At 35.0% G+C, this 12,693-nt stretch carries 12 protein-coding genes and 2 tRNA genes; 9 read left to right on the top strand and 5 right to left on the bottom strand.

What is annotated here, in order from left to right; all coding sequences use genetic code 11:
- The first annotated feature begins 236 nt into the window (after positions 1–236).
- The 4 genes from BXY64_RS04665 (at position 237) to hemH (ending at position 4,283) form a co-directional block, all read left to right on the top strand.
- On the top strand, positions 237–1,757 hold the full coding sequence (locus BXY64_RS04665) for a peptide MFS transporter (RefSeq protein WP_120238764.1): 1,521 nt from the start codon (positions 237–239) through the stop codon (positions 1,755–1,757).
- 185 nt (positions 1,758–1,942) lie between these two features.
- Positions 1,943–2,260 carry a DUF6787 family protein gene (locus BXY64_RS04660; protein WP_120238763.1) on the top strand — a complete coding sequence of 106 codons (318 nt, stop codon included), beginning with the start codon at positions 1,943–1,945 and terminating at the stop codon, positions 2,258–2,260.
- Between the two features lie 16 nt (positions 2,261–2,276).
- Complete coding sequence (gene hemF / locus BXY64_RS04655; protein ID WP_120238762.1) at positions 2,277–3,182, top strand: oxygen-dependent coproporphyrinogen oxidase; 906 nt, start codon at positions 2,277–2,279, stop codon at positions 3,180–3,182.
- A gap of 90 nt (positions 3,183–3,272) precedes the next feature.
- Positions 3,273–4,283 (top strand): ferrochelatase, encoded by a 1,011-nt coding sequence (gene hemH / locus BXY64_RS04650; RefSeq protein ID WP_120238761.1) that lies wholly within the window; start codon positions 3,273–3,275, stop codon positions 4,281–4,283.
- A gap of 586 nt (positions 4,284–4,869) precedes the next feature.
- On the opposite strand, the gene tsaA is transcribed toward hemH, so the two are convergent.
- The 5 genes from tsaA to BXY64_RS04625 all read right to left on the bottom strand — a co-directional run bounded on the left by tsaA (position 4,870) and on the right by BXY64_RS04625 (position 8,570).
- Positions 4,870–5,370 (bottom strand): tRNA (N6-threonylcarbamoyladenosine(37)-N6)-methyltransferase TrmO, encoded by a 501-nt coding sequence (tsaA, locus tag BXY64_RS04645; protein ID WP_120238760.1) that lies wholly within the window; start codon positions 5,368–5,370, stop codon positions 4,870–4,872.
- 313 nt (positions 5,371–5,683) lie between these two features.
- Positions 5,684–7,090, bottom strand: coding sequence for an aspartate ammonia-lyase (gene aspA / locus BXY64_RS04640; protein WP_120238759.1), 1,407 nt, complete (start codon positions 7,088–7,090; stop codon positions 5,684–5,686).
- Positions 7,091–7,385: 295 nt separating this feature from the next.
- The gene (locus BXY64_RS04635; RefSeq protein ID WP_120238758.1) at positions 7,386–7,892 is read right to left on the bottom strand and encodes a DUF4494 domain-containing protein; all 507 of its coding nucleotides are present in this window, start codon (positions 7,890–7,892) and stop codon (positions 7,386–7,388) included.
- Positions 7,893–8,064: 172 nt separating this feature from the next.
- Positions 8,065–8,138: transfer RNA gene (locus tag BXY64_RS04630), tRNA-Met, on the bottom strand.
- Between the two features lie 358 nt (positions 8,139–8,496).
- Positions 8,497–8,570, bottom strand: a tRNA-Met gene (locus BXY64_RS04625).
- Between the two features lie 349 nt (positions 8,571–8,919).
- Here BXY64_RS04625 and BXY64_RS04620 point away from each other — a divergent pair.
- From BXY64_RS04620 to fmt, 5 genes are all read left to right on the top strand, one after another.
- Positions 8,920–9,294 carry an START-like domain-containing protein gene (locus tag BXY64_RS04620; RefSeq protein ID WP_245996593.1) on the top strand — a complete coding sequence of 125 codons (375 nt, stop codon included), beginning with the start codon at positions 8,920–8,922 and terminating at the stop codon, positions 9,292–9,294.
- A gap of 157 nt (positions 9,295–9,451) precedes the next feature.
- Positions 9,452–10,909, top strand: a complete 1,458-nt coding sequence (locus tag BXY64_RS04615) for an LptF/LptG family permease (protein WP_120238756.1) — start codon at positions 9,452–9,454, stop codon at positions 10,907–10,909.
- Complete coding sequence (locus tag BXY64_RS04610; RefSeq protein WP_120238755.1) at positions 10,902–11,372, top strand: nuclear transport factor 2 family protein; 471 nt, start codon at positions 10,902–10,904, stop codon at positions 11,370–11,372. Before BXY64_RS04615 ends, BXY64_RS04610 begins: the two co-directional genes overlap by 8 nt.
- A 1-nt stretch (position 11,373) precedes the next feature.
- The gene (locus tag BXY64_RS21305; RefSeq protein WP_165836038.1) at positions 11,374–11,541 is read left to right on the top strand and encodes a DUF5522 domain-containing protein; all 168 of its coding nucleotides are present in this window, start codon (positions 11,374–11,376) and stop codon (positions 11,539–11,541) included.
- A 1-nt stretch (position 11,542) separates the two neighbouring features.
- On the top strand, positions 11,543–12,499 hold the full coding sequence (gene fmt, locus BXY64_RS04605) for a methionyl-tRNA formyltransferase (RefSeq protein WP_245996592.1): 957 nt from the start codon (positions 11,543–11,545) through the stop codon (positions 12,497–12,499).
- Positions 12,500–12,693 lie beyond the last annotated feature (194 nt).

Raw genomic sequence — 12,693 nt, 5'->3', positions numbered from 1 at the left:
TAATAACATGTTACCAACAAGTAGCACCTATCCAAAAACAATACCAAAAGTGCCAAACACACAGCAAAATGGGCTTTCCTATCAAAGATACTAAACTTTTGAAATTCGCCACTTCCTACGAAAACGATTTAAATTCGATCGAAACGCTTACAAATCATTATGGACTTCTGATTTTTTCTATATATTTGTCACTTTCATAACTGAAACGAAACTATTATAAATTAAAACTAACATTTATGTTTAAAGGACATCCTAAAGGACTAATTCCTGCGGCAGTAGCCAACATGGGAGAACGCTTCGGCTTCTACACAATGATGGCTATTTTGAGTCTTTTCCTTATGTCAAAATTTGGATTGGACGAAACTGGATCGGGCTGGATCTACTCAACTTTCTACTTCTCAATTTATGGTATGGCTTTCTTTGGCGGTCTTATCGCTGATAAATTGCGTAACTACAAAGGAACCATTTTCACGGGTTTAATCATGATGAGTTTTGGTTACTTATTCTTAAGTATTCCAACAAATGTAACTCAGGACAATAAAACGTTCCTTATTATCATGACTTGTTTAGCACTATTCACCATTTCTTTTGGTAATGGTCTATTCAAAGGTAACCTACAAGCTTTGGTTGGTCAGATGTATGATAATCCTCAATACGCTTCAAAACGTGATTCTGGATTCTCATTGTTCTATATGTTTATTAACATTGGTGCTATTTTCGCTCCATTTATTGCTCCTGCAGTTCGTAACTGGTGGTTAGGTCGTTCTGGTTATACTTACGATGCCAACCTTCCTGCACTATGTCATGAATACATTGAGAAAGGTGCTAACATGGGTGCTGATGCAATGGCCAAATTAGAAACTCTAGCTAATGGAGCTTCATCTGTATCTATTGCCAACCTTGGTGAATTTTCAAGCAAGTATCTTGATACATTTAATACTGGCTTCCACTATTCATTTGCTGTAGCGATTTTAGCTATGCTTATCTCTATGGTGGTTTACATGAAGAATAAAAAAGGATTTCCAGATCCTGCTTCAAAACAGCAAAAATCATCTGAAGAATTAGCTGAGATTGAAATGCCATTAGCAGAAGTTAAGCAAAGAATTTACGCTTTATTAGCTGTATTTGGTGTGGTTATCTTCTTCTGGTTCTCATTCCACCAAAATGGTTTAACTCTTACTTTCTTTGCTAAGGATTACACTTTATTGAAACTAGGAAGTTGGAATATTACAGCTGAAATGTTCCAGGCTGCTAACCCATTCTTCGTGGTATTCTTAACTCCGGTTGTAATGGGATTCTTCGGATGGTTAGATGCTAAGGGTAAAGAACCTTCTACTCCTGCTAAAATTGCTATTGGTATGGGTATTGCAGCATTAGGTTTCGTTGTAATGACACTTGGTTCTTTCGGACTTCCAAACCTTGATGAAGTTAGAGCTATGGGTGAACTTCCAGCAGCACAAAAAGTAACTCCTTTCTTATTGATTGGAACTTACCTAATCTTAACTATCGCTGAGTTATTCATTAGTCCTCTTGGTATCTCATTTGTATCGAAAGTAGCGCCTCCAAAACTTCAGGGTTTAATGCAAGGTCTATGGTTATTAGCAACAGGTTTAGGTAACCAGTTACTAATTATTGGTGCAATTTTCTATAAAAACATTCCAATTTGGGCTACTTGGTCAGTATTTGTTGTAGCATGTTTCATCTCTATGTTTACTATGCTATTCATGCTTAAATGGCTTGAAAGAGTTTCGAAATAAGAAACTAAAAATATATTTCTGGAAACCGTCTCAATTTGAGGCGGTTTTTTTTATGCCAATAATTCTGGCATTCCTCCTCTATTAGGCAATCAATAAAATCAAACAGATTTCTCAAACGCCATTTCAGACCTAAAGGTATTTTATATTATATTTGTCTTATCTGAAACAATTCTAAATAGAACTTCATGTTTGAAAAACTAAAAAAGCGCTGGCAAATCAATTCAAACCTACAACTCGTAGTTATTCTAATTGTATTCTCGATTACTGGCAGTTTATCTGTTTTGGTTCGTAATCCGATATTTGAATACTTCTCGATTAATGCTGACACAAATATTTTCCTAAGAATCTTGCTAAGCATTCTAATCATCACTCCTACATACCAGGTTTTACTTTTGATAGTGGGAACGCTTTTCGGACAATTCCGTTTCTTTTGGAATTTTGAGAAGAAAATGTTGAGTCGATTTCAGAAGAAAAGCAACAAGACTGCTACAAAATCATGCTAAACAAACAGAACACAATATGCAAAAAGAATACATAGCCGAAGAATTTAAAAAATTGCAAGACAAGATCACCAAAGCATTGGAGAATTGCGATGGAGGTGCACAATTTCATGAAGATATATGGGAACGTGAAGCTGGTGGAGGTGGAAGAAGCCGCGTTATTAAAAATGGAAATATCATAGAGAAAGGTGGCGTTCAATTTTCGGCTGTTCATGGCGAGTTACCTGAAAAAATAAAGAACAAATTAAAGCTTGAGGCTGATGATTTTTTTGCAACAGGTGTTTCCTTAATCATGCACCCCGAAAATCCTCATGTACCCATTATTCATATAAATGTTCGCTACTTTGAATTGAATGATGGTACCTATTGGTTCGGAGGAGGGATAGATCTCACTCCAATTTACGTAGATAAAAATCAGGCAAAAGAATTTCACCTAAAATTGAAAGAAGTTTGCGACAAACACAATCCTGAATTTTACAGTAAATTCAAGCCTTGGGCCGATGAATATTTCTATTTGCCATTCAGAAATGAAACACGAGGCATTGGAGGCATTTTCTTCGATCATTTGAATGATTCCATGGGAATGACAAAAGAAGATCTATTCGCCTTTGTTATGGATGTAGGAGAACTCTTTGCTCCAACCTATTGCGAAATCATGCGAAGCAATGCATCTAAATTGTACAGCGAGCAGGAAAAAGACTGGCAATTGCATCGCAGAGGAAGATATGTTGAGTTTAACCTGGTATTGGATAAGGGAACCAAATTCGGACTGGACACCAATGGAAGAACCGAATCGATTTTGGTAAGTATGCCGCCAGAAGTAAAATGGACCTATCAATACGAAGTGAATGAAGGATCGAAAGAGGCAGAAACCTTACAACTTTTAAAAAAAGACATCAATTGGCTTGAACCAATTTCGGTTTAAGTTGTTTTTAGCTTAATCAAAAAAAAATATTAATTTCAGAGAGGAAATGTATAATGCATTTCCTTTTTTAATTGTTGCTAATAAAACACTATGTCTAAGAAAACTACTGTCCTGCTTCTTAATTTAGGAACACCTAAAAGTCCCAATGTATCTGATGTTCGTACCTACTTATTCGAATTTTTGAACGACAGAAGAGTAATTGATATCCCTTGGTTGCTACGAAAAATATTGGTTAACCTGATTATTGTACCGTTTAGAGCCAAAGGATCATCGAAAATATACAAGCAATTGTGGACCAAAGATGGATCTCCTTTGATGATTTATGGTGAAAAAGTAAAGGATCTACTTCAAAAAGAGTTGGACAAGAATTTTAAGGTAGAATTGGCCATGCGTTACCAGGAACCATCCATGAAAAGAGTTTTGGAGAAGATCCGATTGGATATGCCTGACAAATTGATCATTTTGCCAATGTATCCACAATATGCCTCTTCAACTACAGGTTCTACTTTCGAAAAGGCCATGGAGATTATCAGAAGCTGGGAGGTGATACCCGAAATAAAATTGGTAAATCAGTTTTTCGACCATGAAGGATACCTAAATACAATAGTTGATAACGCAAACAAGCATGATCTGAATGATTTTGATCACTTCATTTTCTCTTATCATGGCTTGCCGTTAAGACAGGTAAATAAGGTTCATCCTAACAAAAACTGTAAGGATTGCGATTGTGACAAACAATTCCGACCTGATACCGATTATTTTTGCTACCGTGCAACTTGCTACGAAACCAGTAAACTTCTGGCTGAAAAATTAAATATCCCTAAAGAGAAATATACCGTTGCCTTTCAATCACGACTGGACAAAAACTGGCTGGAACCTTTTTCGGATAAGGTGGTAATTGAACAAGCCCAGAAAGGTTCGAAAAAACTAATGGTATTTAGTCCTGCCTTCGTAGCCGATTGCCTTGAAACCACCATCGAAATTGGTTTAGAGTACGGTGAGCTGTTTGAAGAAAATGGTGGTAATGAACTGGTATTGGTAGAGAGTTTGAATGATCATCCAAAATGGATTGAAACCCTTAAAGATTTGGTTACAAAATAAGATAGTCTTGTTCAGAGCGTCTGAAGTTGACTTCCATTTGTGGTAGTATGATTCAGACCGTTTGAGGCGCATTGCCACGTCGGGAAATGCAGTTCAGATGAATTGAGGTAGGCTGCCATTCGTGGCAATGTACTTCAGACCGTTTGAGGTGCTCTGCCATGTTAGGACAATACAGTCCAGACCGTCTGAGATGCTCTGCCATTTGTGGCAATACAGTTCAGAGCGTTTGAAGTATTCTACCATTTGTGGTAATGTACTTCCGACCGTCTGAAGTGCATTTCCACAAAATTCCAATCAATTTTGAAGCATTCAGATTAAATTTCCACACTTTATTTAATAACCTGAGTTCGATTTAAAATAACTGACACAGAAAATCAGATTTATTCAAGATTTGTTTTAAAAAATCAGAAAGAATATCGGGATATTTTGAAAAGTTTTTAAAGTAAAGATTGGATGAAGATGATTTTTTCAAAGAATTTACCTGCTTTTGGCATAAATTTCCTCAAATCACCTCGAAATATCCCGATATTCCTTCGGAAATTTGAGAAAATTTCTAGTCAAAACCAGTGTAATCTGTGACAATATTTTAAATCGAACTCAGGTTAATAAATCGCTTGTCCGATTTTATTTCACGATTCTTCTCTTTCCACTTCTCATCTAACCAGCCTGATACTGCATCCGGACGATTATCAAATTTCGAGAAGAAAGGTTTGATATCAAGCAAAGGGGTTCCATCCAGGATATCCACATCCTCAACATGCAAAACATTTCCTTCTATTGAGATCAGCTTGACTGTTGACATTCCAATGGCATTGGGTCTTCGGGGTGCTCTGGTAGCAAATAAACCATGGGTTTTATCGTCCATGAATGGTTTTACATCCAATTCGTAGCCTTCCGATTTATGTAGGTGATAAATCAATATTACATGCGAAAAAGACTCTAAATCTCTTAATCCATCAAGCAATTCAGGATTTAATTCCACTCTTGCCTTAACACCTCTTGCACTCAGAGGCTGAATGGGCATATTTTCCCTGGTTTTGTGGGGTGTGTAGATTGTTCCTATGGATGTAAAACTTATTTCCGACATGACATTTCTTTTTTGTAATCAGATAAATGTAACAATTCTAATTTGCATTGTTATTTTTTCTCTGCTCAAGTTCGACCGTTTGACTATTCGACTATTCGACTGTTTGACTGTTTGACTGTTCGACTGTTCGACTGTTCGACTGTTTGACTGTTTGACTGTTCCAAACTTTCATTTAAATAAAAGAGGTTGAATCGAAAATCGAATCAACCTCTTTAATGCGCCAAGAACTCAATGATAGAGTATTTTCCAAGTTAAATTGGATTGTTGTTTAAGAAACAAAGTAATTAACCAAATTTCGGTTAAAATCAATCCTTTAAGCTTCAACAAATTTTTGAGGCTTAATCATTCTTTCCGGAGAAAGAATTTCGTCTAGCTTCTCTTTTGTCAATAATCCTTCTTCAAGAATTAAATCGTAAACACTTCGGTTTTCTGCCAACGCTCTTTTGGCAATTCTCGAAGAAGCTTCATATCCTAATGTAGGATTAACAGCTGTTACAATACCGATACTGTTTAGAACCATTTCTTTACAGTGCTCAACATTTGCTGTAATTCCTTCAATACATCTTTCTTTTAATGTTGCCATTCCATTCTCCAACATTTCCATTGATTCAAAAATAGCACGAACCAAAACTGGTTCCATTACATTCAATTCCAACTGACCTGCTTCTGCAGCAAAAGTTACAGTTAAATCGTTACCAATTACCTTGTAAGCAATTTGGTTTACAACCTCAGGAATTACCGGGTTTACTTTACCTGGCATGATAGATGATCCTGGTTGCATTTTTGGCAAGTTGATTTCATTCAATCCACAACGTGGTCCTGAAGATAACAATCTTAAGTCGTTACAGATTTTTGAAAGCTTAACAGCCAAACGCTTCACTGCTGATGAGTACATTACATACGAACCAGTATCAGGAGTAGCTTCGATTAAGTTACCAGCCAATACAATTGGAAGATTTGTAATTTCGTTTAGGTGTGCAACACATTTATCTGAGTAACCAGGCTCCGAGTTAATTCCTGTACCAATAGCAGTTGCTCCCATGTTTACTTCAAGGAACAATTTTGCATTTTCGTTCAATCTTTGAATTTCCTCTTCAAGGTTTACAGCCCAAGCTTCAAATTCTTGTCCCAATGTCATAGGCACAGCATCTTGCAGCTGAGTTCTACCCATTTTTAAAACATCCTTGAACTCTTCCCCTTTAGCTCTAAATGCAGTAATCAATGATTTTAAGCCTGCCACCAAATTCTCATTCATATACATTAATGCAATTTTAATTGCAGTTGGATATGCATCATTTGTTGACTGAGATAGGTTAATGTGGTTGTTTGGATGACAGTGTTCGTATTCACCTTTTTGATATCCAAGAATTTCCAATGCTCTGTTGGCAATCACCTCGTTGGCATTCATATTGGTAGATGTTCCAGCACCTCCCTGAATCATATCAACAGGAAAATGATCATGGTGTTTTCCATCAATAAGCTCTTCACATGCCTTGGTAATCGCTTCAGTTACATCGTCAGTTAGTAGGTTAAGATCGTTGTTCGCTTTAGCTGCTGCCCATTTTACCATTGCCAAACCTTTAATAAAGTTTGGATATGCACTTAATTTAACACCGCAAATGTCAAAGTTTTCAACTGCTCTTAAAGTTTGAATGCCATAATATGCATCAGCTGGCACCTCTTTGTAGCCAATTAAGTCGTGTTCAGTTCTTGTTTTCATGGTGTGATTATACGTTTAAATCAATAAATCTGACTTCATAAAGATCCCCTCATCTTAAAAGTCAAAACTTATTCAAGTCTGTTTTTTGTTGTTTATTTATGCTGACAAATGTAGTAGAGAAAAGAAATTTCACCACGAAAAACACAAAAAATCAAAATATCAATTCACACATATTCATATCTACTGGTTTTCTGACAATTAACCACACATTACTTTACAGTAACAACAAGCTTGACGTATGTTTTTCAACAGAAAACAATCGTTTTCGAAAAAAAATAGATCAGAAATTTCTGATCTATTCAAATTCGTTATCATTCGGTTCAATTTCCGAAACTGGTTTTAGATTTTCAGGAATTTCTTCATTCACCTCATCACTAAAAAATGGGAAGATATCCATAATTGGACTTTCTGAAACTGCTGGAATCTCATAAGGTACTATCATGTCACTTAAGCATTCTTCAAGGAATTCATATGCTTGTTTCACATTATTTGCCTGTGCAAGCATGTAATTATTGCTTTTCTTTTCCTTACCAGATGCCTCATCCACATCAATAAATGCAACTTTAGCTTTAAACCAGCGGTCACCATTGTCATTAGGATACAATTCTGTGATGTTTGATTTGCTGATATTGGTTACATTAAACTCCCCACTAATCATTTGCTCCAGTTCTTTGTGAATTCTGGCCTCGGCTTCGGTAAAAGACATTGCATCCACCAAATATGGCTCCGATACTTTTTTCTCTTTTCCTGATACTTCATCCACCTTAACATACTTCACTTTACACTCAAACCAATTGTTCATACGATTACATTATTTAGTTCTAAAAGCACCACATAGCTCTGGTTACTTTTAACATTGATATTTTATTTTAACGGATAACAAAGATAAAAGAATTGATCTCTATTAAAATCAACTCTTATAAAAAATGGAGATATATAAAACAAAAAAGGATGACCTAAAGTCATCCTTTTTGTAGCGAGAGGCGGGTTTGAACCGCCGACCTCATGATTATGAATCATGCGCTCTAACCAACTGAGCTACCTCGCCGTTTTGCTTGATTGCGGTGCAAATATAAAGGCATTTTATTTCTAAAAAAAATCTTTTTTCTAAAAATCTTTACAAAGAAATAACGCGACTCCTTAAACTATCTGTTTTACAGAAATGTTACAAGTTGAAAAAAATATTGATTTTTTTTACAACATTACATTTCACTTATGCTTGGAGGATATATTTACGAAAAAGTGTCTTCTCTTTTGCCGTTTTTATTGCAAACATTGAGTCAGATTTGCATCCTTTCTATTGAATTTTCAAAAAAGCATAGACTATTGATCTTTCGATACAATTGTAGGTAAAGAAATTTTAAGGCAAGAAAAAAGGGAAACAATTTTCATTGTTTCCCTTGTAGTAGCGAGAGGCGGGTTTGAACCGCCGACCTCATGATTATGAATCATGCGCTCTAACCAACTGAGCTACCTCGCCGTTTTTTCTAATGCGGTGCAAATATAGAATCCTTTTTCTTTAAAAAAAAATCATTTTACATTTTTTTTCAATTCTTAAATTGTAAATGATTTAATTTATCGATTTGTAAAATTTTCTTAACTTATATGGTGCAGGTAAAATAAGTATATTTGAGAATTAACAATATGAGAAAAGCTAAAGATTTAAGAATCAGTTTTTATTATTAGAAAATTCTTAAGTATCTTGCGCGAAATTTAAGTATTGACTTACATTTCACCTTTTTAGTGTAGTATTTTAATACTGGGGGAAAAATTTATCAAGACAAACTTAATCCCCTTATTTTATTATCAAAACATTTATGCCCCAACAGATGAAACAATTTGAACTGGAATATGTACTACAAGCTTCGCAAAAAGTGATTTTCGATCGACTTAGTAATCCAAGTGGATTATCAGAATGGTTTGCTGATGATGTAAATCAAAAAGGTAAAGTTTATACTTTCATTTGGGATGGATCGGAACAGCAAGCAGAATTAATAACCAAGAAAGATAATCGTTTAATTCGCTTCCACTGGCTTGATAGTGAAGATGAAGACAGCTATTTCGAATTTAAGATAGAAATTGATGCCCTTACCAATGACCTATCTCTAATCATTACCGATTTTGCTGATGAAGATGAAATAGAAGAAAGCATTGAACTTTGGGATACTCAAATTGCCGAATTAAAACATGTATTGGGAATATGATTTTTTAACAAATCATAACACCAAATCCTAAATAATTAGCTTATTTTTGTAAGCTATGTAAGACCAGTTTCTGCAAGTTATTGGTCTTATTTTTTAGGTAGCAATGCGATATCCATATAATAAAATTTAGATCTCGCTTCAATTAAAATATTTTAGAATGAAACGTTTACATTCATTTATTCTTAAAAGTTTTCTTGGGCCATTGGCCTTTACTTTCTTTATCTGCATGTTTGTCTTACTCATGCAATTCCTTTGGCGATATATCGATGAACTTGTCGGAAAAGGATTAGAGTGGACGGTAATTGCTGAATTTTTATTTTACGTTTCTGCTACTTTAGTTCCAATGGCACTGCCTTTGGCTATTCTTTTGGCTTCCATTATGACCTTTGGGAATATGGGAGAGAATTATGAATTAACAGCTATGAAAGCTGCGGGAATTTCCTTGCAGAGAATCATGCAACCACTTACCACTCTTGTGGTGATTATAAGTATTAGTGCTTTTTTCTTTGCCAACTATGTAATGCCGGTTGCATCCTTAAAAACTACATCATTATTAATTGATATTAAAAATCAAAAGCCAGAACTAATCCTTAAAGAAGGTATTTTCACTAATGATCTTCCCAATTTTAGCATTAAGGTGGACGACATTGATAAGGAAACCGGTATGATGCATAAAATTTTGATTTACGATCATCGAGAAGGAAGAGGAAATACTAATGTAACAGTTGCTGATTCTGGCACAATGGTTACTTCTCCTGATAAGAAGAATATGGCTCTTACTTTGTACAGTGGTAATATGTATCAGGAGGTAAAAACCAAATCTAGAAGAGATAAAAAACATCCTTCACGAAGGATTAAATTTCAGGAATATAAAACAAATGTTCCCCTTAGAAGCACTGAATTAAAAAGAGGTAGCGAGGATAGATATAGCAAGAACTACAGAATGCTAAATCTAAAACAATTGGTACATTCTGAAGATTCGTTACAAGGAAAATTACAAAATGAAAAAAAGAGACTTGTTACCGGATTACTAGCAAGACATTACTTTAAGAAAGAATCAAAATCTATGCGAAAAGATTCTTTGAAATCGCAAGATCTTTCAGCAAAAACTCTAAATGTAGATTCGTTATTTAAATCTGCTACAATCACAAAACAATTAACCTCGGTAAGTTCAGCTCTTAGTTTTGCCAGAAAAGCCAGAGAAACTGTATCGCGAAAGGAAGGAGATCTTTTAGTACAAGAAAAATGGATTAAAAAATTCTCCAATGAGTGGCATAGAAAATTCACACTCCCTTTTGCATGTTTAATTTTCTTCTTTATTGGAGCTCCTCTTGGTGCAATCATCCGTAAAGGAGGCTTGGGAATGCCAGTAATTGTATCGGTGTTATTCTTTATTTTCTATTACATTATTTCTATGACTGGTGAACGATTTGCCAAAGAATTGGTTCTTCCTCCAGCAATTGGAATGTGGATTTCATCACTGATAATTCTTCCGTTGGGAATTGTATTAACCTACAAAGCAACTACTGATTCTGCTGTTTTCAACATCGAGAATTATATTGATTTCTTTAAAAAGATTAACCCAGCTAAATTTTTCAAAAAGAAAAATGCATAAATCTATATTCATTATTCTAATTGCATTTTTCGGATCATTCTCTGCTTGCACAAAACAAGTAGCATATTCCGAAAAAGAAGTCAACCAACTTCTTAATGATTGGCATAAGGCTGCCGCTGATGCTGATTTAGAAAAGTATTTTGGCTTAATGACCGAAAATGCAACCTACATTGGAACCGATCCATCGGAAAGATGGACAAGACAAGAGTTCCTCAATTTTTGCAAGCCATATTTTGAAAAGGGAACAACCTGGGATTTTAAAGCTTTTGATAGAAAAATTTATACTTCGGAAGACAAGAAAACCATTTGGTTCGATGAACTTTTAAATACCTGGATGGGAGTTTGTAGAGCTTCTGGCGTATTGGTTATTGAAAACAACGAATATAAAATATCTCACTATCATCTTTCGGTTACCATTAAAAACGAAAGCATAAAAGAGTTTTTAAAAATTAAACAAAACTAATATGTTTGACGATTTAAAACCAGATATCGATTACTATATGCATCCTGATGGTTATAGAATCATGACAAAAAAATACCTTACCGAAAGAGGATATTGCTGTGGCAATGGATGCAAACATTGCCCTTATTTTCCAAAACACAATAAAGGAAACCGGAACTTAAAGGAATAATATGAATTTACGTGTAGTATACATGGGTACACCCGATTTTGCGGTGGCTCCTCTTGAAGCTCTTTTAAATGCAGGGGTTAATGTAGTTGGTGTTGTAACCAACCCGGATAAACCTGCAGGTAGAGGTCAAAAAATACAAGAAGCAGCAGTTAAAAAGTTTGCTGCAGAAAAAGGATTGAAAATTTTACAGCCTGAAAAATTCAGAAATGAAGAATTTCTAGCAGAACTTAAATCACTAGAAGCTGATTTGCAGGTTGTGGTTGCATTTAAAATGTTACCTGAGGTAGTTTGGAACATGCCAAAATTTGGTACTCTAAATCTTCATGCTTCCTTGCTTCCTCAATATCGTGGTGCTGCGCCAATTAACTGGGCAATCATTAATGGTGATAAAGAAACTGGTGTATCTACATTTCTTTTAAAGCACGAAATTGATACAGGTAACATCATTTTTCAGGAAAAAACTGAGATTGGTGAAAACGACAATGCTGAAATCATCCATGATAAGCTAATGAATATTGGTGCTGATTTGGTTGTTAAAACAGTTAAAGCAATCGAAGCCAATGACTATCCACAAATCCCACAGGAAAGTATTGCTGCAGACGAATTAAAATCTGCACCAAAAATCTTTAAAGAAGACTGTAAGATTGATTGGACTAAGAATATCAATTCCATTCACAATTTAATTCGAGGATTAAGTCCGTACCCAGCATCATGGACAGAATTGATTCCGAATAAAGAAGGAAAAAAGATCGGCCTAAAAGTTTTCACAACCGAAAAAACAATTGAAAATCACGACAAAGAAATAGGTAGTTTGCACACCGATGGCAAAACTTATTTAAAAGTGGCTGTAGAAGGTGGTTTCCTATCCATTACAATTCTACAACAAGCCGGCAAGAAAAGAATGAAAGTCGAAGATTTTCTTCGCGGATTTCAACAAATATCCAACTATCACTTATAAAATTTAAAAGGAAGCCCAAAAGCTTCCTTTTTTTTTCGCTTACCAAATAAAAAAGAATTCTTACCAATTATTCTTTTATTTTCAGATTCCTTTTTGTAAATTTTATGTAAGTGTAAAAAGATTTCGGAAAATCTCCGAAACCAATTCCCAATACAACTTCTTACACAAAACTTAAATCAACACTAAATCTCTCA

Source organism: Marinifilum flexuosum (genome assembly GCF_003610555.1).
GTDB classification, from domain to species: Bacteria; Bacteroidota; Bacteroidia; order Bacteroidales; family Marinifilaceae; genus Marinifilum; species Marinifilum flexuosum.
This window is presented reverse-complemented; position numbering and strand designations above follow the sequence as displayed.